We start from the raw sequence: 25,275 nt of genomic DNA, 5'->3' as shown, positions 1-25,275 counted from the left end.
AAATCAACAATGAGAATTCCAATTAAAACATATATCAGTTACCTATTAATAGGGTTAAGTCTATCACTTTTTATGGCCTGTAATTCGGGAGGTAATAAGGGAGAGGGGCATGCCGAAGGCGATGCACATGAGCATGGACATGAGCACGGAGAAGAAGAGGAGTCAGGACATGGCGGTAATATAGCAGAACTCAGTCCGGAACAATTTAAAACGGTCGGTATTGCCTATACCAGCATGGAGTCTCGCGATTTAGAGAATAAGCTCAAATTTAACGGCTCGCTTATCATCCCGAACGAGAAAAAAGCAACGATAAACTCCGTTTATTCCGGAACAATTGCTAAATTATATATCAAACAGGGGGACTTTGTGAAGCAAGGCCAAACTATTGCGACCATTAGCAACCCGGAATATATTCAGGTGCAGGAGAATTATTCGTCCGTTATGAGCCAGATTGACTTTGCTGCGAAGGAGGTAGAGCGCCAGAAGATCCTGAATCAAGGACAAGCAGGAACATTACGTAATCTTCAGAACGCAGAATCCCAATTGAAAAGCCTACGGGCACAACAACAGAGCTTACGCAAGCAATTGCAACTGATGGGTATTTCGCCACAGCAGGTTGTCAATGGGAACTTAATCAGCTCTATTTCCGTAAAGAGTCCATTAAGCGGATATATTACGCAATTGAATAGCAGCATAGGTAATTTCGTAGACCCATCGGTAGCTATAGCAACCGTAGAGGATAATAATAATATTCTATTGCAAATCAATATGTTCGAAAAAGACTTATCTTTAGTGAAGGTCGGACAAGCTATTGAATTCACACTGGCAAATAACGCTGCACAGAACTATCAAGCAAAGATCAGTATGATCAATAAAAGCCTTGACGAGAATCGCACCATTCCTGTACATGCACAGGTCATTGGAAGCAAAGACCTTCTTGCAGAAGGTATGCAGGCGGTGGCATACATCCATGCGGGCTCTAGCTTACAGCAGAGTTTACCGGTAGAGGCTATCATCAATGAAGAGGGCAAGGATTATATCTTTATCGATCGTGGATTTGATAAAGCCGAGGGCGTGTATAAATTTGAAAAAGTAGAAGTTAGCAAAGGCCTTTCCGATGGAAAGTATGCAGCGGTAACCAGTACGAAAGCATTATCAGCTACGGATAAGGTCGTTGCAAAAGGCGCATTTTTTGTGAATGCCGTATTAAGTGGATCACAAGGTCATGAACATTAATCAAATTAAACAAAGTTTTTTATGAGACAACAACATCAGCATATCTACAATGAAAATGGGGTTTGTGAAATATGTAGCCAAACGGAAAAGGTATATCGGCAAGCGAATGCTGCCGACCTTTTAACAAAAAAAGCTGCAAAAAACGCTCATGCACATCCGCATGAGGAAAGCAAGGAGCATAACCATGAACACGATCATGCTGATGAAGATGCTCACGATCATGATCATAGCCATGAAGCTGGCGATAGTCTGTTTAAGCTTTTTCTACCGTCGATTGTCAGTTTAATACTGCTATTGCTGGGGCTTACCTTCGACCATTTCTGGAAGATGGATTGGTTTACGGGCTATGTGCGCTTAGTTTGGTATTTGGCAGCCTACATTCCTGTAGGCTTGCCTGTCCTGAAAGATGCGGTGAAAAGCATCAGAAAGGGCAACTTTTTCTCTGAGTTCTTTTTGATGGGGATCGCGACGCTAGGTGCCTTTGGCATTGCTGAATATCCGGAAGCTGTTGCGGTGATGCTATTTTATGCGGTAGGCGAGAGTTTCCAAACCTTGGCGGTATCTCGTGCCAAATCCAATATTAAAAAGTTATTGGATCAGCGTCCCGATGAAGCGACTGTTATCCGCGATTCCAAGACGCAGACCATTAAAGCGACCGACGTTCAAATCGGTGATGTCATACAGTTGAAGCCAGGTGAGAAGCTGGGGCTTGATGGCATTTTATTATCGGATGCTGCATCCTTCAACACCGCTGCACTGACCGGTGAGAGTAAACCCGATACCAAGAGCAAAGGAGAACAAGTACTTGCCGGGATGATCAATCTACAGTCTGTTGCGCAGGTAGAGGTCACGACGGCCTATGCGGATAGTAAGTTGAGCAAGATACTCGAGTTGGTTCAACATGCCAGCTCGCAGAAAGCACCTACGGAATTGTTTATTTCCAAATTCGCTCGTATCTATACACCCATCGTCGTCTTTCTTGCGATAGGTATCTGTTTTATCCCATATTTCTTTGTGGCCGACTATGTCTTTCAGCATTGGTTGTATCGAGCGCTTATTTTCTTAGTTGTCTCTTGCCCCTGCGCCCTTGTGATATCAATTCCGCTAGGTTATTTTGGTGGGATAGGCGCCGCAAGCCGTCACGGTATATTGATCAAAGGAGGCAATTTCCTTGATGTCTTAGCAGGTCTGAAGCATGTGGTGATGGATAAAACCGGAACAATGACAGAAGGTGTGTTCAAAGTGCAGGAGGTGAATTTAACAGAACAAGTGGCTCTCCCGGATTTAATGGATTATGTCAATTTACTGGAAAGCAAGAGTACCCATCCCGTTGCTACTGCAATACACGAGTATGTAGGCGAGATTAAAGAACAGCTGCCGCTTCAAAATATAGAAGAAATCGCCGGACATGGACTTAGAGGCGAGGTCAATTCGAAAGAACTCCTTGTAGGTAACTTCAAACTATTGGATAAATACCAGGTCGCTTATCCGATCAATCCGGCAGATATCGCTTATACGACGATTGCTATTGCTTACGACGGGCAATATCAGGGCTATATAACAATCGCGGACACGATAAAAGCGGATGCAAAAGCGACGATCGACAAGCTACACAGCCTGGGCGCTAAAGCGACGATGCTAAGCGGAGATAAGGAAACGGTCGTTAAGCATGTAGCCAAAGAGTTGGGAATCGATCAAGCTTTCGGCGATCTACTACCAGAAGATAAGGTAAATCATTTCAAAACAATTAAATCTAGTGATCAGGTAGTGGCTTTTGTTGGCGATGGAGTCAATGATGCGCCAGTTGTCGCTTTGAGCGACGTCGGTATTGCGATGGGTGGGCTCGGATCTGATGCGACGATTGAAACGGCAGATGTCGTAATCCAAGATGATAAACCTATAAAAATCCCTATTGCGATTCAAATTGGAAAGAAAACCAAGACCATTGTATGGCAGAATATAGGCTTCGCTTTCGGCGTCAAAGCCATTGTACTGATCTTAGGTGCAGGCGGCCTGGCGACCATGTGGGAAGCGGTGTTCGCCGATGTTGGGGTGGCACTATTAGCGATATTAAATGCGGTCAGGATACAACGATCTAATTTTACTACTTAGGGCGATGGTATAAAAACAAATGGATCATCTGGCGGCGTTGGTTTTCGAAATTCGTTGATAATCCGGTAGGGCGGTTTCGTTCCTTCCCAGATCTTCATGTTGCCGGTTCTGCCATCAATCGCAATAAAAACTTCATCGATGAAATTGCTGCTGATTTGATAGCCTTCTTCTAAGTATTCAAATGCAATATAGTCTTTATTAGGATAGTGAAGCGTTCGATTTCCCCAGCGGTCAATCTCGATTAAAGCATTGTTTCCTCTATTATCGGATATTTCTAGACCGATACGTGTACTTTTTATAGTGATTTGTTGTCCGGAGTTGGTCGCAATCTTTGCTTTATTAATCAGGTTCTTACTAACACTGCTTTTTTGCGCGTGTTCATCCTCAATATTGATTTTGCCAACGAAGTTACGTCTGAAGTTCAGCCAATGCCCCTTATCATCGATTGCTTGAGAGTTCCCCATTAAGCTACCGCGAATAGTAACCGAATGTTGGAGCTCGTCGCTTAAGATAATTTCACCGCCTTGCTCATTGGATATTGTGATGGACTTGCTCTCCAAAAATCCGAACTTCTCTTCCGGCCAAAATAGGGATATCCATGCAATAGGCTCGGCATCCAATCCAAATATATCCTCATACAGCGGAAAGATTGTTTGGCTGAAACACAGCTTTTGAAAAAATAATGCTTCTTTTTCCTGCGCAGTAGGTTCGATCTGCTTGATCTCTTGCTCTTGAGCGATTAGGCAATGACCTTGGGAAAATAATAAAATGGACAGAATAAAAGCAAATTTCCTCATAGTATCAAGCGATATTTGTTCAGCGAATATATTAAATACAAGCTTTTGTGCAGAATTGTTCAAGACTAGAACAACAATGACATAAATTACATCCCATTTACACCCCAATCAAAGCCCTTTCCAAGCGGCTATGATTGGGGTTTGTATTGGGTGATCATTGGGTTTGAAAGGGTTTTAAGTCGTCTCGGGTCAGTCTTGATTAAGTACAGTTATAGACTACATAGGGCTTGCCTGTATCAGCTCTTTTGCGTTTTTCTTGGTTGCCCAATTGTAGATATGCCTTATCGTTGAGGAATGATATGGAAGTATCGCAATAATAAGCAATACCGCGATATTCGCCAGGATAAGGTACCAATAAACATCTTGCAACGCAAGTAGCGCGGTTTGTGTTTGAAAACTCGCCAGACTTGAGCGGCTTAATACGATCGAGTTTTCTATTATTTCGGCTAAACGCGTTTGATGCACCGCTACTTGATGTTGATACCAGTAATTGATGAACGAAGACCAAAACACAGTAACGATAAAGGTTCTGACCAACAAGAAGAGGACGATGCTATGCAGGAATTGTTTCGGGTTGACATTGGCGGCCAGGTAAACGGCCGTAGCAATAAAGGACACGATGATGGCTATTCCTCGTAGAATAATCGGGGTAATAAGCAATTCTACGGCAGTATTCGTATTGATGTAGCGATACATCAAGATATTTGAAGCGAGGTAACACAGGCCCGCAAATAGCATGATGGCTTTGCATTTCTTCGTGCGTTTGAAATAAAGCCAAACGATAAGGCTGCCGATGAGGTAACCGATGATGACATACGCATTGATCTCTGCTACTTTGCCGGGGTTATTCGGCACGAGATTGTTTAGTAAGTAATTCAATAAACTGCTGTTTGCATAGAACATCCCCAGCAGAAATATAGTCAAGAGGGTTAAAAATGTACCTTTATCAACCATTGTCGAAAAGCTGATAACCTTTCTTTTCTTTCGGTAATTTCTGTTGAAGAAGAGCATAAAGAACACGATGCACAGCACCGTTGCAATAATGATTGAAGGACTGTAGCACCAATTGTTCTGCACGGCATAGCTGCATACAAATGAAAAAGAAAGTAAGGAGCTTGCTAATAGAATTGTTCCGAACCAATCGTATTGGAAAAGTGGAATTTTGACTATAGCTTGTGTTTTGAATGTGCAAAGTACGAGCAAAAGGCAGATGAATAGCATAAGGTTCTGGAAATGAAATCCGATTTCCCAGTAATATCGCTGTGCGAGCATGACAGATATTAGTCCGCCAATGACAGGCAAAATCATATTCATTGGATAATAAACCGCATACATTTGATATCGCTCGCCTTTCGGCATCAGATAGGGCATAAGCTCGGTTATCAGTGCCATGGTTACAATGATTTTCACGCAGCCAAACACAAACATGAGCATCACGTTGACTAATACATTGTCGTTGATCGCCGTGAGGAAATTAATTGCCATTAAAACAAGGATCAAAAAAATGATCAGTGTTTTTTTCGGAATAACGCCTCCGAGGCGAAAGATCAGGGGTATCGAACATACCATTCCGGCACAATAGGCATACATGGCCATCGATAAATCTGGCGAGTTGGCGGATAGTGCGCCCATCACGAAGGGATAAATTGTACTGGGAATACCGCTGTTGCAGGATAAGGTGATGGCGATAAGCAGTAGGATAGGGAATTTATACCTTTCGGATATCCAGCTTTGAAAAATGCTACCCTTCATTTATATGGCTTTTACGACGACGTTCATTCCTACCAATAGTTTCTCGAGTTCCTTGGTGTCGTTCTGTTGAGAGAAGTCTATACGAACAGGAATGCGCTGCTGTACTTTGATAAAATTTCCGGTGGAGTTGTCAACAGGGATGCTTGCATATTTTGAGCCCGTTGCTTCGGATATCGCACTGATCTTGCCTTTAAATATACGGTTTGGCAGGGCGTCTACAGTAATCTGTACGTCTTTACCTATCGCTAATTCTTTTAGCTGTCGTTCAGTATAATTTGCGGTTATCCATTTTTGCTGATCTCGCACGATGCTGAAAAGCTGCTGTCCGGATTGTATTAGCTGTCCTTCTTCCACCGGTACACGACCCAATACGCCATCATAGGGCGCAAGGATGACGGTGTAAGACAGGTTTAATCGAGCCAAATCCAGCGCCGCTTGTGCGCGCATAATGCTGGCTTGGTTGATTGCAGTTTTCTTTCGCGTTTCTAGCGAACTTAGGTTGCTGCTCGTCTTCTGTGCCAATAGCGATTTATATTTCGCTTGTAGAGACTCATATTCTGTTCTAACTTGTTCGTACTGGTAAACAGCGATGGCATCCTTGTCCATTAATGCTTGGAATCTATTGTAGTTTGCTTCCGCGTTGTTTAGTCTCGTTTTGAGCTCTTCAATGTTTGCATCCGCTATATTCAAGCTGTTGTTCGCAATTTGAACTTCGGTTTGAACCACATCGTGACCGGCTCGCGCATCTGCCAATGCTGCCATTGCGTTTTCTACTTGAATTTTGTATTCCTCATTTTCCAGTACGACGAGTGTATCGCCTTTGTGTACATATTGGTGTTCACGGAATTTGATGTCTTTGACATAACCGGATACTTTTGCAGAAACCGGGTTGATATGTGCGTCTACTTGTGCATCTTCGGTATACACACTTTCGTTGAGGTGGAAAAACTCCGTAATTCCCCAGCTAATGGCCGCAAGAATAACGATGATGGAAATTGCATTGACGAGATAGATTTTACGTCTGCGTATCTTTTCTTTCGGACTGATTTGTTTCGTTGTTTTCTGATTCATATACTGTGATGTGCATATGTTTAAATTAGTTCAACATTGAACTAATGAGTTAAAAAAATCTAAACGATTGCCGTCGCGATTTTTTGCAGTTGTTCGCGCAAGCGGATGATCTCCTCCTTGCTGCTTACTTTTGAAATTCTTTGGAATAGTTCGTCTTGAACGGGAGCCATTGTTTCTTGGAAAAGGAAGCCTTTTTCTGTAAGTTCTATTTTATTATTTCGTCGATCAGAAGGATCTGAAACGCGCGTGACTAACCCACGCTTGCACAGATTATCGATCAGGGGCGTGATACTGGCTTTGCTTTTCTGTACCGCTTCGGCAATATCCTGTTGATTAACCTCTGTTTTCCGCCATAGTACAGCCATTACCTGCATCATTTCATAGGTGATGTCTAGATTAAGTTCTTTAATTTTTTGGTAATAAAACTGCTTTATTCCAGCGCGAAGTGCAATTACGTCGTGTATCAAGTTTCGTACTAATGCGATATCTTCATTCATAGCTTGCTGATTGATATGCAAAGTTAAATAATAGACAGTTAAATATCAAACTAATTTAGTGTTTAAAAATAATCAGCGCAATAAGAGGATAATATCGTTTAGGTATGCTTACTTTTGTGCATGCAAAACCGTATTAACACTATCCATTCTTTTATTAACGAAGAACGCGCTATACTTTTGAGCCATCCCCTTTACCAGAAAATCCAAACGGTTGACGATCTTCGGAAATTTACCGAGGGGCATGTTTATGCTGTTTGGGATTTTATGTCCTTGCTGAAGGCTTTGCAGATTCAATTAACTTGCACCCAAGTGCCTTGGTTTGCGAGTGAATATCCAGACACTCGCTATTTGATCAATGAAATTGTTCTGGCAGAGGAGTCGGACGAATATTACGATGGACGTCGATTAAGCCATTTTGAGATGTATTTGGATTCCATGCAGGCATTAGGCGCAAACTGCGAGCCTATTCTAGGCTTTGTATCGGGATTGAAAGGTAAATCAGACATTCGCGGTGCTATTGATGCGCAGTCTTTTGATCAGCGCATCAAAGACTTTTTACATTTTACGTTTGATTGTATTGCGAGTCAGGAGCCCCATAAAATTGCTTCGGCTTTTACTTTTGGTCGTGAGGACTTGATTCCGGATATGTTCAGTTCTATTCTGGATTCGTTAAAGGTTCAGTTTCCGGATACCGACTTAGACCGTTTGATCTATTATTTCCAACGCCATATCGAATTGGATGGCGATGAGCACGGTCCATTAGCAATGCGTATGATCATGGAATTAGCAGGTGAGGATAATAAGAAATGGGAAGAGATGCAGCAGACGGCTAAGCAGGCTCTACAGAAAAGAATTGCGCTTTGGGACGCTATTGAAGCGAGTTTATAATCATAAAAAAAATAGGCTGTCTAAAAATAGACAACCTATTACTTTATAGTATATCGGGATTAGTTTGCTAAAACTTTTCCTAGGTTAATTGTACCTACATTCGTTACTTTTCCTTGCGTTACAATAACATCTTGAGATACAGTGTCGTATCCGGGTTCTGTAGGTTGAATTAGCAATTTATAAGTACCTTGATCCACCCCTGGGAAATAGAATTTTCCTAGTGGGTTGGTGATTGTACCAATCGTATCTGTTCCCGCAATAGCATATACATTCGGCCAAGCGGAGAATGGGGTGACAACCCCTTCAATAGCGCCCGATGTTGCTACTGGGATTGCACGAAGAACTGGTTTTAACATCCATTTACCATTTCCAGCGCGGTGCACCGATTTTGCAGCATCAAAGTCGATCAGTAGGGTATAAGCTACATTCGGGATAAGATCATCATGCACTTTCAGTTTTACACCTGATGACTGTCCTGAAGGCGTAGTTAACGGGTAATGAACGCCATCGACAACAATTTCATTGCCTTCATCTTCTAGTTTTAGACGAATTTCCTTAATTCTTCCGGAGGGTACATCGTGTGCAGCAATTACTGTATCTCTACCGAAACGATATTGAAGAATATCAAAAGGGTCGGCATCTACATCGATTACTTCGTTTCCACTTACTGTACGGACTTCGATTTCGTCAATGTTCAAATAAATGGCATCGTAATTTGCCGGTGCGTCCGTCATCTTAATGGTTAACGGCGTTTTACCAGTCGGGATACCATCATCAGTCGAGCAACTTCCCAACGCTAAGGTTGCTAGAGCTAGTGAATATAATAATGTATTTTTCATAGTAAAATGTGAGTAATGCAATCTTCCTTAGGCAAACCTTATGCCAATTGTAATTTAATTGTAAAGGATGCATTAACGCTATATGAAGATTGGACAGTCTAATTTTGTTGCAATTCGGTATGCAGCATTCATCAGTCCGACATGGCTATATGCTTGTGGAAAGTTGCCCCATTGACTGCCATCGTCTTCATGCACGTCTTCGCTAAATAGCCCTAGATGATTGCTGTAACCCATCAAGTTATGGAAAATTTCCTGCGCTTCTTCGATTCTTCCCACACAGGCCAAAGCCTCCACATACCAAAACGCACAGACTAAGAAAGTGGATTGTGGCTTTCCAAAATCATCTTGGTGTAAGTAGCGATAGAATAATCCATTTTTACCTTTCAACACTTTTTCCAATTCATTCAGATGAAGTTTTGCACGTTCCGAATTGGGGTCTAAATAGTGCATCATGATGAGCTGCAGCGTGCTTGCATCCAAATCGGATCCTTCGGCAGCGTTTCGATAAACCTTTCTTTCCTCATCGTAGCAGGATTCGATATGTGCTGCGGCCTTGTCTTTTAACTCTTGTGCCTGGATTTCAATATCCTGATAGCCATTTTGCTTAGCGATCTTTAATGCAGCGGATGCGCCCGCCCATTGGAATAGGTTGGAATAAGCATGTCTGTTGGCAATATGTCGGAACTCCCAGATGCCGGCATCTTTCTCATCGATCGTCATTGCGATCTTGTCCAGAATATAAGTCAGCCAGCTTTTTGCATCCTTGCGTTCGTCGGCAGGGAACCGGAAATCGGTGAATAGGGGAAGCAGGGCTATCATAGCTTGACCATAGACATCGTTCTGTATATGTTCATAAGCTTGGTTTCCAATACGTACCGGTTTGTTTCCCAGATAACCATCCAGGTAATCCAGCGTTTCTTCGGTCAAGGTGCGTCGACCCAGGATACCATAAAGTGGCTGTAGTCTACCACTATCAGACTGCGTGATTCCTGTGATGTAGGTTGCAAATTTTTCGAGTTCATCGAATTTGCCAATATTCGCAAGTGCTGTCAGCACGTAATAGCTATCGCGCACCCAACAATAGCGATAATCCCAATTTCGTCCCGAGCCTGGCGATTCAGGCAAACTGGTTGTACTTGATGCGATAATCGCTCCGGTATCTTCATACTGATGCAGTTTGAGCACTAATGCTGAGCGAATAATCTGATCTTGATAAAAGTTAGGGATATCAGCTTTTTTCGTCCAGTTGCGCCAGTATTGTTTGGTTCTGATTAAGAAATCTTCCGCTGTCTTTTCCAAGGCAGCTTCAAATGCACTCCCGTAGCTCAATACCATATATTTCTTTTCAGAGAGGATGATGCTCCCTTTATCTTCGTCGAAAAAGTGGCTGATTGGGATGTTCGTGGTCAAGCGCATATGCTCATTATCGTAGTTGAATTGCACATGATTGCTGCCTCTCGACCGGTTAAAATCTGCCAACCCATAATTTGCTTTCGGACTGCAGGTAACTTTTACCTTTGGATTGCCTGCCAGTGGTTCAACAATGCGAATCAGCATCAGCGGCTTATAGAATCGTTCGTATTGCTCGAATCGAGGAGCAAAGTCTGTCACTTTAAAACTTCCCTGGTCGCTATGCACCTCGGTGACTAAAATATTGGTGTTTTCTAGATAATACTGTTTGGAATATACATTGTCGCCCTGTAGTCTGATGTTAAACTCGCCCCCTTTATTCTTATCGAGCAAGCATCCGAAGACAAAGTTATCCCGGAAGGTTGGCCAGCAGAGCCAGTTGATATTTGTACTTTTATGGACGTGAGCAATAAAATTGCAGTTTCCAATAATGCCAGAATTATATAAATGTTTTTTATTCATTCAATATGGTTTTGTTGTTAAGCTTGTGTCAACTCAGTCAATAGTTTTAAGACTTCATCTTTATTTTCAACGAAATATTTTGCCGCAGATTGCTTATTACCGACTTTAATCGTGACGGCATTTGCGGGTAATTCGTTAAACATATCCTCATCTGTCGCATCATCGCCAATGCATAGGATATAATCAGGGTTTATTTCATTGACTAATTGACTAACCGCTTTCCCTTTATTAATTTCTTCGTTCTTGATCTCGATCACTCGATCACCATTGATAATCTGCAAACCTATTTCATTTGCGAGCGGATGGAGTTCCTGTAGTAATTCTTGTGCTTTAATTTTCCCCAAGGCATGATCTACCTTTCGATAATGCCAGGCCAGGGAGTAGGTTTTCTCTTCGATCAGCGAACCGGGGGTTCTGTCGGTGAAGCGTTGCAGGATACTGCGTACAAAGACTTTCCATTCGTTGGATAATCCTTCTTTGATATGCCATTGGTGGTTCGGAAAGTTGGACCAAATACCGTGCTCTGCAATCGTAAAGAAGGATTTTCCGGGAAACCAATCTTGCATATTGTCATATTTTCTGCCACTCACTAATGAGAGCGTATTTTGTTTGTCTTTTGCGATATTCTCAAGCAGTTGATGCAGTTCGTCGGTAGGCGTGGCTTTGGCGGCATCCTTATTGAATCCGACTAAGGTACCATCGTAGTCTAGGAGGATCAATCTATTTGTCGCCTGTTGATAGGTTGATTTGATGGATGTTCGAACTTGATCTTTTACTTTGCGTGTGATCGCATTACGCTGCTGTTCTTTTATTTCACGCAGGCGCTGGAAAAAGAGGTTAACCCAATGAAAGACATTGAACTTCTCGACGACCTGCTGACTTGCCTGCATTCGTTCCATCTTCTCGCTTTCAGACATGGTTAGTGCCTCATATAGTGTGTCGCTTGATTCTTCAATCGCATAGGGATTGATTAATAAAGCATCGGACAGCTCTTTGGAAGCACCGGCGAACTCACTAAGGACCAAAGCGCCGGTTTGGAGTTGTTTGCTAGCGATATATTCCTTCGCGACGAGGTTCATGCCATCGTACAAGGAGCTGACCAAGCAGACGTCCGCAGCTGCATATACTGCCGAAAGTCTGTCGAATGGCAAGGATTTATAGAAATAGGAAACGGGTTGCCATCCTGGCGATCCGAGGACGGCATTGATATTGCCGACTTTGCGGTCAATCTCGTTCCGTAGCTTTTTATATTGATTAACCTGATCTCTGGAAGGGACGATAAGCATATATAGCACGACTTTTTCCTGCAGTTCCGGATGTTTCAGTAATAGTTTTTCGTAAGATGCTAATCGCTGTAAAATTCCTTTACTATAGTCTAAACGATCGACAGAAAGAATAATCTTTTTGTCGTCAAACAGCTTTTTGAGCTCAGCGGCATACAACTGGGTTTTCGAATTGATAGCCTGTTGTTTGTATTTTTCATAATCTATTCCCATCGGGAAGACATCGACAAAGCAACTACGGCCTTCCAACTTGATATGATGGTGATGGATCTCTGCGCTCAACAGGGTTTGATTTGCTTCCAGGAAATTATGAGCATTTTCATAGGTATGGAATCCGACTAAGTCGGCGCTGGAAAGTCCATCGAGTAACTGCTTTCTCCAGGGCAACATGCTAAAGAGTTCTGGAGGAGGGAAGGGGATATGATGAAAGTAGCCAATACTGTTTGGCTCGCTTTGCTCCCGAATATATTTGGGCAATAACATTAATTGATAGTCATGAACCCAAACCGTTGTTTCTTCTTCAATATAGGGAAGAGCGGCTTTTGCAAATTTCTGATTCACCTGTTCATAGGCTTCCCAATAGTCATTGCGTAGTTCAACATAGCTGGGTCTGTAATGACAAAGTGGCCAGAGCACAGCGTTGGAGAAACCTTCGTAATAGTTTTTTATTTCTACTTGGGTAAGAAATACCGGTATCAAATTTAGTTTGTACAATTCTTCGCGGATATGCTGTTCCTCTTCCTGGGTTTTCGGAATAATGCCCGGCCATCCGATCCACCAAGAGCCATTATCTTTATAGAAGGAGCCTAGTCCTGTGGCCAGTCCACCTTCGCTTGCGGTAAATTTTAGCTTTCCTTTTTTACGTTCAATTTTGACTGGCAATCGATTGGAGATGATAAGAGTTTTGCCAGAATTTGTCGGGGTTTGATTCTGCATACTGCTATACAAACAATTTCAGCCGGTTTTTGTTTGCCTGATTTCTATTTTCTTAATTAACTCATGCGGATGCGAGTTAAATAATGTGGTAATTAAGATTAAAAATACATTTAGGGTTAATATTTAACCAGTATGGTTAATATGTTTAATAATTCCCTCATACTATGATAATATTTTCTATAATTGGAAGAATCTTAATTAAAAAAATAAATAAGTATATTTGTAAAACGTTGTGCAAAACTGCGTTAACCACGATTTATTAACTGTATTTTTTGAATTTGAAGATTCGGCGATGTTTAACAGGGCAATCAAACGTTACGGATTATTTGGACTTATAATCGGTCTCTTTTTTTCCATCCTTTGTATACATGTCATACTGATCTTGAATGTGATCATATTGCCAATACCTTTAGTATATGGTCCAATGTTGTTTTTCATTTTTAAGGCGAGTTTGCAGGAGCGTATCGATGTGGGCACCGTGTTGCTTCATCTAACACCGCTTATCTCTTTTCTGATACTTTTCCTGTTGAACCCCACGGGCTGGTATAATGAAGTTGATATTCCGTATATGCTGGCGGTATTCTGCCTGCTGACAGGTTATCCGGTTTATGTATTATTCAAATCGTCGAAACTCAAAGCAGAGACTACAGAAGTAAACAAGATCTTATTTGTAGAAAATTTGGCATTATTGGGTGTTGCCGCGGCATTCTTTTTCGGCTTATTGTTCTTTAACATGATTATGCCATTTGATTTTGATGTCAATCCGCTATTTGTTGTTATTTCCTTGATGATTATTTCAATGGGATTGATCATATGGTATGTTTATACGACGCGCTTTGAGGCTAAGAAGGAGGGTTCTCCAATTGGGGAAGAGTTGATACATCTGAATTTATCTCGGGAAACAATAGAATTGTACAAGACGAAACTAAATAGCATCATGGAGAGCGAGCAGCTATTTTTAGATGCTAACTTGAGCTTAGAAGGTCTCTCGGTGTATACCAATATCCCCAAACACCACATATCTTATGTTATTAATAACAGTTTAGAAAGTAATTTCTATGAATGGCTCGCAAAATATAGGATCGCCTATTCGATACAGCTCTTGAAAAGCGGTACTGATAATTTAAAATTAGAATTCCTCGCGAATCTATGTGGTTTTAACTCCCGGACGTCCTTTACGCGATATTTCAAACAGTTTAACGGGTTATCGCCATCGGAATACAGGCTTAAAATGTTGCAGAATATATGATTTTCTCTTTTCTATATTGCGCAACTTCCCTCATTTGCTTGCTTGGACTTCAAATTAGCCACTACCTGCAGCAAAAAACGGATATGGATAGGCTGGCACAGCTTTTTCTGTTGTTCCTATTAATCCATATTTGCCATGCAGCAGTATTTAGAGATCTCCTTCCAGGACTTGTTTATGTCGACAGGTCGGCACCGTTTGGATTAGTGTATGGTCCATTTCTATACTTCGCTTATCGTGCTATCGAACAAAAGAGGATAACCGTAAAACAAGTGCTGTGGCACGGCATGCCGTTCTTATTGTTTTTGGTGGGGCATGTTGTTTTTATTAGTTCCTATTCCTTTCGAATGGAATTTCGAGGAGAATATTATATCGTACTTTACAGCCTCATGGGCCTTTCTTGGTTCTTCTATCCGGTAGGTGTTTTTATACTGAGTAATAATGGTGCAAACCGGGCGCGATTAGAAAGAAGAATCTATTATTACAGCGTTATCCTGATTCTGGTGTCCTCCATTTTTATGCTAACCCTGGTATTAAATAGAATAATTGAAAAGGGTAGTGCTGATGCACCCAGTTCAGGTGCAACGATCTTTTTCATTATGTTGCTAGGAAGCTTATTAGGCTATAATTATTTCTTGGGTCGACTTCGGAGACCGCTGCGATTAGAAATGCAATCTTTAAGCGGAGAACTGAATACGGAGCCTTTTGAACGTAATTTATCCGGCTTAACACATGCTGAACAACAAGGTGTTAAACTGAAGATTATAGACTATCTTGTGGAGAAATCCTACCTCGATACGGAGTTTAGTATCGACAAGATGTCAAAGCTTCTGAATGTTTCAAAGCCTGTTATTCAACAGTTTTTTAAACTTCATTTTAATGAAAGTTTTCTGAAAGTAATCAACTCCTTGCGCATCAAGGAAGCTTGCATTTATTTAAGTGACGAGGGTTTTGATATGAATATTGAGGAACTCGCTTTGCATTGTGGTTTTAATTCTCGAGCTTCCTTCTATAGAAATTTTAATCAGGAGATGGGCTGTTCTCCAATAGAGTTTCGCGAGAAATCGGTAGTGAAGTAATTCGTATTATGCGTAGGGCTATTCTTTCCATATTGTTTTTTTTCTGCATTTTACTTTGTGCATGGGGGCAATCGAGTAAATTCGATAGTCTATACACGGCTTGCCATCAGCAATATATGGGGTCCAACGTGGAAGCTGCCGCAACGATGGGTGATTCTGTTATAGAGGCTGCGGAAACTGACGAGCAAAAGATTAAGAGCTATATTTTAAACAGCAATATTCAACAAAGCTTGGGGAATGTGCAGCGTGCAATTAAGTATGCGACAATCGGCGATCGCCTCGCTCAGCTTACAGGTTACAACAGATGGCGAGCAGTATTTTGCAAAATACTGGCAACGAACTTCCGCGAGCTTGGCCTATATGAACAGTCGCGATCCTACCTTGCTACTGCGGAAAGCATGTGTAATTTGCTAGATGATCTTGATTTAAAGTCCGATATACAGATTGAACTTTATCAGGAACAGGCATTATATAAAATGAATACGCGTAGCTATCGCGTCGCATTGGACATGTTAGACAGTGCGAAACGATTGATTGCGCTCGACCCAGAAACCGACGATGCCTTACGGATTAAAAAGGCTGCAAATTATCATTTGCAGGGTATCTGTGAATTGGAATTAGGAAATATGAAGACCTCTTACGAGTTAATGCATAGCTCATTAAGTTATCTAACTGAAGAAGATCGAAATATTATCCCTTTCGTCTATCGTGGACTGGCGGAATATCACTTAAAAGGGGCGAATATAGACTCTTGCAAGCATTACTTAGATCTTACCAGCGCTTATTTGAAGAAAGCGGGAAGATTAAGGTTGAAAGAACTCTTTACAGCGACAAGTGCGAAATATTATATGCTATCCGGAGATGATAGGATGGCGAACGAATATTTAAAAAAGCAACAAGTTTTAGATTCGGATAAATATCTGATTGGCCAAGAGATTTCCTCCAGGATAATCATGGAATTACGAAAAGAAGAACTAGAGAATCGTAAGTATAAGCTTTTATTCTGGTGGTGTATCTCCGTAGCCTCTGTCGTTGTTATTCTGCTGTTATCTTATCAGATTCGATATCGTCGTTCTAAGGCGGCAATAAACCTACGGCCTTTACAGCATAGGGAAGAGCTGAATGAGGAATACTCACCCAAGCCTGCGCAGCATAGCCGTAGTATACCGGAAACACATGCTACTGAGACAGAGTTAAACATTGCGCTAGAAACAGAAACGCGGTTAATAAGAGAACTTTCTGCCTTAGAACAGGAAAACTTCTTTCTAGAACGGGACATAACGCTAAATAAACTTGCTGGTCGCTTAAGTTCTAACCAAAAATATGTTTCCCATATCATTAAAAAATATAGAAATCTCGACTTTAATGACTATTTACAACATAAAAAGGTTAATTATCTATTGGAAAAGATCAATGCTGATAATTCCCTGCTGGACTATAAGCTTGCATATTTAGCCGAGCTTAGTGGCTTTTCCTCCCACAGTAAGTTTACTACGGCATTTAAGTCTGTAATGGGAAAGACTCCTTCCCAATATATTGAAGAGATCAGAAGCGAAATCAGTATTTAAGTATCACTTTCAGCCTAAACTATCCTAAATAGGTAGGGGACATTCCTTACTTTACGGCTCATTTGGCATTGAGACATGTGCGCATTTTTACAATTGCGTAGATAAAACACATGAAATCGACATTATTTTGTGGATTCCTCTCTTTATTGCGTTCAAAAGTCTTTCATTTTCGTGATCATCATCATTTATTTTCACAGGCATTCTTTCAAATTATACTATTCTCGATATAAACATGCAGAAAACAGGAAATGTCCACCATATTTTTCTATGTCCAATTTCCGAATTTTCGACAATTTTCTTGCCGAATTCAGAAAATGGATAGGAGCAAAAGCTTATGCTCTGTCTTTTTTAAATTGCTGATAATTAAGTTTTTAAAAAGTGTATCACTATGTCTTATTTTCCCAAGTGGTCAAAAACCTACGAAAATGAGATAATTTTCTTTTGCGTTGATTCTAATTTTGGTTTAACAACAAACAGGAATAAACAAGAACACAAAACAGCAACATTAATCATTTACCTTATTTTAAAACATTATGGATCTCAGTTACTACATTCAATATTATGCGCTATACCTGGAGAGCAAGTTCTTCGGATATCCGCTGATCATCCGTCTAACGGTACTACTTGTATCGATTCTGGTGCTAGTCTACATATTTAGTTTAATCCGGTTCTTGGCGATTAATCTATATCATAAAGCGATCGAGCGCAGAAAGAATCGCATTGAAACGAAGATGGGGGATCGTATCAATGCTATTATTTTTGACGAGCGAAATCTTTCAGAGGAGTACGTGGCATTTGAACTTGCAGACTCTATCCGATTGGTTAAGAATAAACAGGATAAGATGGTGTTTACTGACATCATCATTGACCTGATACAACTTGCCTCAGGGAAGAAGAACAAAGTTAATCAACAGAATGTTCGGGCGCTATTGAATGCATACGAGATCCCATGTTTCTGGGAGAAAGAACTCTTGTCGAGCAGTTCCAGCCGCCGTAGGAATGCCTTACGCAAGCTTGACGACCTAGGCAATGGCTGTGCCGGTGCAATTATTATGCGTTCAGCGTATCACAAGGATAAAGGGCTAAGGAAGCATGCGCGTGCTGCAGCTTTACAATACGATACTAACGATCCGTTCAAATTCTTAGAAGACAGCTTTGATTCTGATTTTAATGCGCTAGACGAGATTCTTATTCACCATTTCTTAACGAGCAGGGCGAAAAGCGGACCTCTTCCATTGCTAACACGTTGGGTTAGGACTTCGGAGAACGAAGCATTTAGAGCTTTTATGATCAAAGAAATCGGATTCTTCAAACAGTCAGAAGCTACGCCTATTCTTGCAAGTATGTTGGAAACTGAAGACTCGAACATTTTGAAAATCGCAATAATCGAGACCTTAGGGAAATTAGGACATCAAGAAGTTGAACCCAATCTCTTCAAACTTTTTCCGATGACAAGCAAAGATGTGCAACGTGCTATCATTAAAGCAATAACACTTTTCAAATCAGCCGATGGCCTTCGCTTTCTGTGCTATAGCTATAATCGAATTGTCGACAATGAAATTAAAATTGAAGTAGCCTACGCTATTCAGCAGTACGGCGAAGAAGGCAGTAATGCATTAAAAGAGCTATCTGCGAAGAGCAATGAATTTGGAAAGAAAATCTTCGATCAGGTGACCTATCAATCAGGTTTGTAAACTTAAGGGACGAAAAGATGTTAGATATATTATTTTCTATCTATGGCTATGGCATTTTCTTCTATGCCACATCCATAACGCTGATCTATTTGTCGCTTGCGGTAATGGGCTACTTCAATATTTGGCGCCATAAGACCAGATATACCAGAAGGGAAGAACGCATTCTTGTTGAATATCCCGAAGCAGCACCAGGGATCTCCATTGTTGCGCCTGCCTATAACGAAGAGGTAATTGTTATCGACAGCGTAAAGTCGTTATTAAGCCTAAACTACCCGAATTACGAAATCATTATTGTGAATGATGGAAGTACGGATAACACGTTAGAACTTTTGATCTCCAATTTTGATATGGTGGAAGTTCCGTATGCTTATATCAATAAAGTAGAATGTAGACCGATGAAGCGTGTATTCAAGTCGTTCAACCCCTTATATGAAAAAGTCATCGTAGTTGATAAAGTGAACGGAGGGACAAAAGCGGACGCGATGAATGCAGGGGTTAATGTAGCGAAGTACGACTATTTCATCAATACGGACGTGGATTGCATCCTAGCGCCAGACACCCTAACCAAAGTCATTCTTCCGGTACTCGATTCGGATATCCCTGTTATCGCAGTAGGTGCTACAATGCGTATGGCGAATGGTTGCGAGGTGGAAGAAGGAAAGTTGAAGCGTGTTAGACCACCGAGACAAGTGATTCCTACATTTCAAGAAACGGAGTACCTACGCTCGTATTTGGTAGCAAAAATGGGCTGGTCGGCAATCAATGCAATACCAAATGTATCTGGAGGATTTGGTTTGTTTGAAAAACAAACGGTAATCGACTGTGGAGGCTTCGACACGAACTCGCACGCAGAGGATATGGATATGACGCTGCGCATGATCGCTTATAAGCGCGAGCACAAACAGCCTTATCGCATAGTCCAAACTCCAGCGACCTGTTGCTGGACCGAAGGACCACCAAATCTCAACGTCCTGGCTCGCCAAAGAACAAGATGGGGAAGAGGATTATTACAAATTTTCTTCGTACATCGCCGCTTTCTATTCAATAAACGGTACGGACGTATGGGCCTAGTCATTATGCCTTACGCACTGTTCTTTGAGTTGTTAGCACCAATTATTGAGACTACCGGCTTGTTCTTTCTCATCTTTCAGCTTTATACAGAACAAATTAACTTCAACACCTTTTGGTTAATGCTGCTCTATGTTTATCTGATTGGTGTCAGTATTTCAACCTTAACAATTGTATTCGACTTATCCATTAAAAAACAATATAAAACATTTGCAGAATATTTAAGGCTAATTCTATTTTCATCGTTCGAAGCGTTCTTCTATCACCCTTTCGTCGTGTTTTTCTCACTCAAAGGCTATTGGCAGTTCCTGACCAAGAAAAAATTCAAATGGGGAACTATGACCCGTCAAGGATTTCAATCGAATACCGAGTCAAAAGCAGCTTAAAACATGTTATTAAAACGTTAGCTTAAAATTTAATGAACAGCAATTTCACATATCTCCGCACGGGAATATTCATGCTCCTGCTATGCACTGGCAGCATGGTCGATTTCTCCGGCAATAGGCTCTATGGCCAACAAAAAGTCAGCATCAGCGATAAAGGCAATGTTGTAAAGAAAATAAACGCTTTATATCATGCTGGTAAACTCCAGGATGGCAAGCAATTGACAGAAATCAATTTGCAGAAATCTCCAAAGGATTCTGATCTTAAAATGCTATTGGGAAAATACTATGTTATGACCAAACAATACGATAAAGCTCGTTTTGAATTGAACAAATCCTTAGAATTCAATCCAGGGAATGTCGACTCCCGTCATCTTTTAGTAACGGTCGAAACAGAAACCAAGCGGTATTCCAGTGCCATTTGCTATGTTAATGAACTACTGGAGGTTAATCCCTATTGGAAAGGACTCTGGCGCAAAAAGATTGAGCTTTATAGGCTGCAGGGCAATGAGGTCGAAGCCAACCGCCTATTAAAACGTATTTCTCAGATCTTTCCAGAGGATGGGCAGATCCAGGAAGACCTCAACTATCAAATGGAATTAACTGCGAATAACAAACGTAAATCCGGACGCATTGACGATGCTATCGAAGTCAATAAGCTGCTTATGCAAGAAAAGCCAAGGAACATCGAAGTCTACATGGATTTGATAAACAGTTATATTAAAGCAGGCGATTATAACAGTGCTATGGTAACGACCGAGCGTGGCTTGAATACCTTTCCAAGCAATGCGGCCTTGAGACAAAAGAAAATCGCTTTGTTGGAACAGAATAAACGCTATGATGAGATTCTTGCCTTTATTAAGAATGATCCCTCAGCTATCAATGGTGGGCAATACAATTACTTTCTTTTAGAAGCGGCCAGATCTGCTAAGCAGAACGACCCGGCAGTGCTGTACGGAAAGATTTTGGATGCAACGCCAGGAAATGAAGAAGCCTTCCAAGTCGTATTTAATAGTTTAGTGGCACAACAGCAATACGATGAAGCATTGCGCAGAATGCATAGCTTTATGCGAATCAAAGGTAACTCGAAGACGCTCGCTGCAAAGGAACTTGAATTATACCGCCTTAAAAACGATCATTCTAAAGTCAACCAGCTCACAAAGACGATGTTCTTGAACTATCCGAACGATAGCGACCTAAAGGAAGGATTTGTTAAAGTGATCAGCGAAGAGATTAAAGATCACCTGGCTGCAGAGGAATGGAACCTCGCCGAAACTAAACTCCGTCAGCTGATTCCTCACGCAAATGCAGAATATCGCGACTTTATCAATAATAGCTTACAGAACGCATACTATCAACAAGGCAAGTTTACAGAAGCTCTTCAAATTATCGAAGAAATGCATCGCGTGAATCCTAGTGACGCCAATCTTGCTGTAAAAAAAGCGAGCATCTATATGCGTCTACAACAGTATGACAAAGCCGTAGCTAGTTATGAAGCCTTATTGGGGAGCTTAAAACCCGAACAACAATTCTATTACCTGACTGGGTTTAATGATATGATGGCTCAAGTAGTCAAAGAAAGTACAGAATCTCAGCGTTATAGAGATGCCATGAATTGGGTAACTCGTTGGTTGGCAGTGGCTCCAAAGAATCATCAAGCGTTGCTTTATGCGGTAAATCTATCGCATCAATTGCAAGATAAAGCTCAGATGCTTGCTTTTGCAAAGCGTGCAAACGAAGCCTATCCGGAAGAGAGCCTATTTAAAGTGCGCCTAGCGTCTGCCATGCAATTGAACGGTGCTCCGACCAAAGATATTTGGGAAATGATGGGTCAAGAGATCATTCGTAATCCCTATCATAACGAAGTCGTTAATGCCTATGTGCAAGCGTCGCAGGATCATGCCACGCAGCTGTTGTCGGAAAAAGCCGAAAAGGAAGTCTTAGAAGTAACGGACCAGGCCTTGCGATATCAGCCAACAAACAAGGAACTTAAATATTTGAAGGGCCTTGCTTATGAAAAATTGAAGCAATACGATTCGGCTTATTACTATCAGTCGTTTTACGAGCCTAGCTTGTTAGAGCTAGACGAGTTCAAAGCCAATTTAAAATATCTGAATTATAGAATGTATCAGAACGAATTTGCCATCAGTCATATGCGCTCTCGCTATGGCGACTACTATTCGATCCAAACGATTTCTGCATTAGAATACATGCGTAAGGGCGCTAAAAATAACTATACCGCGCGCGTTTTCTACTCGGGTCGGGAAGAGGGCAAAGGCGTTCAGGGACAGTTAGAATGGGGTAGGAACTGGAATAGCAATTGGGCGTCTAGAATCGATGTTAGCGGCGCTAACAAATATTTCTCTAAATTTGCCGTTCACGGTGCTGTTATTCGAACTCTTCCGAAGGACTGGGAAATAGAATTAGGCCTCGGACACAGGAAACTTTATAATGATGAAAAGATGAGCTCCGCTGTTGTAGGTTTCGGAAAAGACATCAAGCAGTTCAGGTTGCAAGCCAAATTTACACAGGCAGTATTGCAAGAGAAATGGGTTTACAATATAGCAGCGCAAGCACGGTATAGTTTCGATAATCCTAAGAATTATGTAGTCGCTTTAGCTAATTTGGGTTCCACTCCTGATGTCGATATTCTCGACTACCAAAGTTTCAATACCCTTTCGGTGATGAATAGTATGGTAGGAACAGGACTTGGACGCTTGATAACCAAAAATGTATCAGCAAGTGTTATGGGTACTTGGTACAACTTTCAAACCAGCCCTAACCCCGTACAGTACCGTAATTTATATAACTTATTTTTACAAGCCAATGTTGCTTTTTAATATCATCTTCAGCTGTTTTATCATGTTGTTTACCTCTTGTGGATCCGATTTTAATGAATTAGATGCTAATGCTTATGTATTGACGGCAGAACAAGATGCAGCGAGCGAGCAATGGCAAGAGTATCTGTTCAATCATTTGAGCAAGAGAAGCGCCAAGAAAGGACTCATTAGCCGTTCGGAAGACGATGAGCATATCGCGGCGAATCAAAAACAGATACATGTGGAGATTGCACCTGACTTGAATAACGACTACTGTATACAGCATACAAAAGAAAAGTTACATCTACGCGTAAAGACGAAAGCGATTGCCACCTGGATGAGCTATCAGTTGATCGAAAGCTTGGGACAGGTTAAAAAGGTAATTAATACCGATGACCTGCCGCCTGCAATTATCAAATTTAATAATCAATGTAAGGATTTCGATTTCGTATATCGTGAACCACATTATGCCCCGAACACAAATATAGAATACGCAGCATTATTAGGAACCAACAACCTGGACAGCGAATGGGGGATATGGGGACATAATATCACACGTGTCCTACAAGATGCGCCCGGTATATGGGCGGAGGTGGATGGCAAGATAACACAAGAGCAATATTGCTTCAGCAGTGATTCCCTTTACAATCAGTTGAAAGTATACATTCAAGATAATTTTAGCGATAAGCCTGAAGAGGGAATGAAGTTCATGATTGCGCCAAATGATAACCTATTGTCTTGTACCTGCGACCGATGTCAAGCGACAGGGAATACGGATAAAAATGCAGCGCCTGCCGTTGTCTTATTGATCAACAAACTGGCGAAGGAGTTTAGACAGCATCAATTCTTTACCATTAGATATCACTCGGTCAATGAGCCCCCGGCTTATGAATTCGAAGACAATGCCGGACTTTTCTTCAGCACTATCGAGCTACCTAAAATTACCGATTTAAAGGACAATTCTAGCTTTCAATCGTTAATAGATGAAATCGAGGCCTGGAAATCGAAAACAAAGACCATCTACTTGTGGGATTACGCATCGAATTTCGACGATTATTTAACGCCCTTACCATCGCTATCTGTTTTGAAAGCACAGCTTCAAGGCTTCAAGAAAGAGGGAGTGGAAGGTGTATTCTTAAATGCCTCGGGATATGACTATAGTAGCTTCGATGATCTAAAAACATATGTGGCTGCCGCACTAATGATTAATACAGAACTGGATATACATACATTGACAAGAGCATATTTTAAGAAGCTCTATCCGAAATCACATCAGTTGCTCGCTGACTATTACCTACAAATGGAAGACGATTTTGCCAAGAAAGCTAAGCCATACTCGTTGTATGCTGGTTTTTCGGAAGTGAAAACATCTTACTTTGATGCCGACAAATTCTTATCGTTTAACAAGGCTTTGCAGAGCATTCTTCCTAAGACCAAAGGATTTGAACGCGAAGCATTGGAAAAGCTACTGGCGGCATTCCGTTATACGAGCTTGCAGATTGCGTATAACAAAGGCACAGGGACCGGAGGTGCATTTGAAGTTGTTAATCAGCAGGTACGTCCAAATCATGCTGCAAACACATTGATCAAGCAGTTGAAAAAAGATGTAGACCATGGGATTATTAAGCGCTATAAGGAAGCCGATGGCGAGCTGAACGATTATCTGGCACAATGGACTTCTTATTCGGAGAAGTTACAGAAGCCGAACCAACTGCGGCCTGAACAACTGCTCACGGCGTTAAGTAATGAAAATGACGTTCTAGACAAAAGTGTGCTGGCCGACGGCGTACTTGGATTTAGCAACGACTTTCATCAGGGATGGCTCACAGCAAATAAGCAGTTGACATTGGTTTTAGAAGCAGGTGCCTTGTCACAGAAGAAAACAATGCAACTCAGATTTCTAAAAAACAATCGCCACAAATACGCTGCTCCGAGCAGAGTAGCGATCCTCCAAGCAGGCAAACCTGTATTCCAGACCGACATCAGTGATGTGCGAGAAGGAGAATCGGTCTACACGCTAAGCATTCCACTAGATGGCTTAAAAGCGGATGTCGTTAGCGAAATTAAAATCAGTTCAAGTAATGCTCAACTATCGAGACTAGGTTTGGATGAAGTTCAAGTTTTTAATTAAAAAA

Annotated in this window: 17 protein-coding genes; 10 read left to right on the top strand and 7 right to left on the bottom strand. The window is 41.4% G+C overall.

Annotated features, from left to right (window positions below; genetic code table 11):
- Nucleotides 1–9 precede the first annotated feature (9 nt).
- A complete protein-coding gene (locus QYC40_RS07590; protein ID WP_301993340.1) occupies nucleotides 10–1,236 on the top strand; it encodes an efflux RND transporter periplasmic adaptor subunit in 1,227 nt (408 codons plus the stop codon).
- A gap of 21 nt (nucleotides 1,237–1,257) precedes the next feature.
- On the top strand, nucleotides 1,258–3,348 hold the full coding sequence (locus QYC40_RS07585) for a heavy metal translocating P-type ATPase (protein ID WP_301993339.1): 2,091 nt from the start codon (nucleotides 1,258–1,260) through the stop codon (nucleotides 3,346–3,348).
- On the opposite strand, the gene QYC40_RS07580 is transcribed toward QYC40_RS07585, so the two are convergent.
- The 4 genes from QYC40_RS07580 to QYC40_RS07565 form a co-directional block, all read right to left on the bottom strand.
- Nucleotides 3,345–4,145 carry a hypothetical protein gene (locus tag QYC40_RS07580; RefSeq protein WP_301993338.1) on the bottom strand — a complete coding sequence of 267 codons (801 nt, stop codon included), beginning with the start codon at nucleotides 4,143–4,145 and terminating at the stop codon, nucleotides 3,345–3,347. The two genes, QYC40_RS07585 and QYC40_RS07580, sit on opposite strands and share 4 nt — an antisense overlap.
- A gap of 216 nt (nucleotides 4,146–4,361) precedes the next feature.
- Nucleotides 4,362–5,897, bottom strand: a complete 1,536-nt coding sequence (locus QYC40_RS07575; RefSeq protein ID WP_301993337.1) for an MFS transporter — start codon at nucleotides 5,895–5,897, stop codon at nucleotides 4,362–4,364.
- Nucleotides 5,898–6,968: an HlyD family secretion protein gene (locus QYC40_RS07570; protein ID WP_301993336.1), complete on the bottom strand. Its 1,071-nt coding sequence runs from the start codon at nucleotides 6,966–6,968 to the stop codon at nucleotides 5,898–5,900. It lies immediately after the preceding gene.
- 59 nt (nucleotides 6,969–7,027) lie between these two features.
- Nucleotides 7,028–7,465 carry a MarR family winged helix-turn-helix transcriptional regulator gene (locus tag QYC40_RS07565; RefSeq protein ID WP_301993335.1) on the bottom strand — a complete coding sequence of 146 codons (438 nt, stop codon included), beginning with the start codon at nucleotides 7,463–7,465 and terminating at the stop codon, nucleotides 7,028–7,030.
- A 120-nt stretch (nucleotides 7,466–7,585) separates the two neighbouring features.
- Here QYC40_RS07565 and QYC40_RS07560 point away from each other — a divergent pair, with 120 nt between their 5' ends.
- Nucleotides 7,586–8,353, top strand: coding sequence for a DUF3050 domain-containing protein (locus QYC40_RS07560; protein WP_301993334.1), 768 nt, complete (start codon nucleotides 7,586–7,588; stop codon nucleotides 8,351–8,353).
- 59 nt (nucleotides 8,354–8,412) lie between these two features.
- Here QYC40_RS07560 and QYC40_RS07555 read toward each other — a convergent pair whose 3' ends face one another.
- From QYC40_RS07555 to QYC40_RS07545, 3 genes are all read right to left on the bottom strand, one after another.
- The gene (locus tag QYC40_RS07555) at nucleotides 8,413–9,192 is read right to left on the bottom strand and encodes a DUF4382 domain-containing protein (RefSeq protein WP_301993333.1); all 780 of its coding nucleotides are present in this window, start codon (nucleotides 9,190–9,192) and stop codon (nucleotides 8,413–8,415) included.
- Nucleotides 9,193–9,270: 78 nt separating this feature from the next.
- Nucleotides 9,271–11,064 carry a glycoside hydrolase family 15 protein gene (locus QYC40_RS07550; RefSeq protein ID WP_301993331.1) on the bottom strand — a complete coding sequence of 598 codons (1,794 nt, stop codon included), beginning with the start codon at nucleotides 11,062–11,064 and terminating at the stop codon, nucleotides 9,271–9,273.
- Nucleotides 11,065–11,081: 17 nt separating this feature from the next.
- The gene (locus QYC40_RS07545) at nucleotides 11,082–13,283 is read right to left on the bottom strand and encodes a bifunctional alpha,alpha-trehalose-phosphate synthase (UDP-forming)/trehalose-phosphatase (protein WP_301993329.1); all 2,202 of its coding nucleotides are present in this window, start codon (nucleotides 13,281–13,283) and stop codon (nucleotides 11,082–11,084) included.
- Between the two features lie 232 nt (nucleotides 13,284–13,515).
- Between QYC40_RS07545 and QYC40_RS07540 the strand changes: the two genes are divergently transcribed.
- The 7 genes from QYC40_RS07540 (at nucleotide 13,516) to QYC40_RS07510 (ending at nucleotide 25,271) form a co-directional block, all read left to right on the top strand.
- Entirely contained in the window at nucleotides 13,516–14,532 is a 1,017-nt protein-coding gene (locus QYC40_RS07540; RefSeq protein ID WP_301993328.1) for an AraC family transcriptional regulator, read from the top strand.
- A gap of 83 nt (nucleotides 14,533–14,615) precedes the next feature.
- Entirely contained in the window at nucleotides 14,616–15,608 is a 993-nt protein-coding gene (locus QYC40_RS07535; protein WP_301993327.1) for an AraC family transcriptional regulator, read from the top strand.
- A 116-nt stretch (nucleotides 15,609–15,724) separates the two neighbouring features.
- A complete protein-coding gene (locus QYC40_RS07530) occupies nucleotides 15,725–17,176 on the top strand; it encodes an AraC family transcriptional regulator (RefSeq protein ID WP_301993326.1) in 1,452 nt (483 codons plus the stop codon).
- 533 nt (nucleotides 17,177–17,709) lie between these two features.
- Nucleotides 17,710–18,870, top strand: coding sequence for a HEAT repeat domain-containing protein (locus QYC40_RS07525; RefSeq protein ID WP_301993324.1), 1,161 nt, complete (start codon nucleotides 17,710–17,712; stop codon nucleotides 18,868–18,870).
- A 17-nt stretch (nucleotides 18,871–18,887) separates the two neighbouring features.
- Nucleotides 18,888–20,324, top strand: coding sequence for a glycosyltransferase family 2 protein (locus QYC40_RS07520; RefSeq protein WP_301993323.1), 1,437 nt, complete (start codon nucleotides 18,888–18,890; stop codon nucleotides 20,322–20,324).
- Nucleotides 20,325–20,356: 32 nt separating this feature from the next.
- Complete coding sequence (locus QYC40_RS07515; RefSeq protein WP_301993322.1) at nucleotides 20,357–23,161, top strand: tetratricopeptide repeat protein; 2,805 nt, start codon at nucleotides 20,357–20,359, stop codon at nucleotides 23,159–23,161.
- Complete coding sequence (locus QYC40_RS07510) at nucleotides 23,148–25,271, top strand: DUF4838 domain-containing protein (protein WP_301993321.1); 2,124 nt, start codon at nucleotides 23,148–23,150, stop codon at nucleotides 25,269–25,271. Before QYC40_RS07515 ends, QYC40_RS07510 begins: the two co-directional genes overlap by 14 nt.
- Nucleotides 25,272–25,275 lie beyond the last annotated feature (4 nt).

Source organism: Sphingobacterium sp. BN32 (assembly GCF_030503615.1).
Classification (GTDB): Bacteria; Bacteroidota; Bacteroidia; order Sphingobacteriales; family Sphingobacteriaceae; genus Sphingobacterium.
The sequence above is the reverse complement of the archived record's forward strand: the minus strand, read 5'-3'. Positions and strand labels throughout refer to the sequence as shown.

Excerpts from the sequence above, each read along its gene's own strand:
- QYC40_RS07590 (WP_301993340.1), top strand. The coding sequence starts at position 10 with ATGAGAATTCCAATTAAAACATATATCAGTTACCTATTAATAGGGTTA.
- QYC40_RS07585 (WP_301993339.1), top strand. The coding sequence starts at position 1,258 with ATGAGACAACAACATCAGCATATCTACAATGAAAATGGGGTTTGTGAA.
- QYC40_RS07580 (WP_301993338.1), bottom strand. The coding sequence starts at position 4,145 with ATGAGGAAATTTGCTTTTATTCTGTCCATTTTATTATTTTCCCAAGGT.
- QYC40_RS07575 (WP_301993337.1), bottom strand. The coding sequence starts at position 5,897 with ATGAAGGGTAGCATTTTTCAAAGCTGGATATCCGAAAGGTATAAATTC.
- QYC40_RS07570 (WP_301993336.1), bottom strand. The coding sequence starts at position 6,968 with ATGAATCAGAAAACAACGAAACAAATCAGTCCGAAAGAAAAGATACGC.
- QYC40_RS07565 (WP_301993335.1), bottom strand. The coding sequence starts at position 7,465 with ATGAATGAAGATATCGCATTAGTACGAAACTTGATACACGACGTAATT.
- QYC40_RS07560 (WP_301993334.1), top strand. The coding sequence starts at position 7,586 with ATGCAAAACCGTATTAACACTATCCATTCTTTTATTAACGAAGAACGC.
- QYC40_RS07555 (WP_301993333.1), bottom strand. The coding sequence starts at position 9,192 with ATGAAAAATACATTATTATATTCACTAGCTCTAGCAACCTTAGCGTTG.
- QYC40_RS07550 (WP_301993331.1), bottom strand. The coding sequence starts at position 11,064 with ATGAATAAAAAACATTTATATAATTCTGGCATTATTGGAAACTGCAAT.
- QYC40_RS07545 (WP_301993329.1), bottom strand. The coding sequence starts at position 13,283 with ATGCAGAATCAAACCCCGACAAATTCTGGCAAAACTCTTATCATCTCC.
- QYC40_RS07535 (WP_301993327.1), top strand. The coding sequence starts at position 14,616 with ATGGATAGGCTGGCACAGCTTTTTCTGTTGTTCCTATTAATCCATATT.
- QYC40_RS07530 (WP_301993326.1), top strand. The coding sequence starts at position 15,725 with ATGGGGTCCAACGTGGAAGCTGCCGCAACGATGGGTGATTCTGTTATA.
- QYC40_RS07525 (WP_301993324.1), top strand. The coding sequence starts at position 17,710 with ATGGATCTCAGTTACTACATTCAATATTATGCGCTATACCTGGAGAGC.
- QYC40_RS07520 (WP_301993323.1), top strand. The coding sequence starts at position 18,888 with ATGTTAGATATATTATTTTCTATCTATGGCTATGGCATTTTCTTCTAT.
- QYC40_RS07515 (WP_301993322.1), top strand. The coding sequence starts at position 20,357 with ATGAACAGCAATTTCACATATCTCCGCACGGGAATATTCATGCTCCTG.
- QYC40_RS07510 (WP_301993321.1), top strand. The coding sequence starts at position 23,148 with ATGTTGCTTTTTAATATCATCTTCAGCTGTTTTATCATGTTGTTTACC.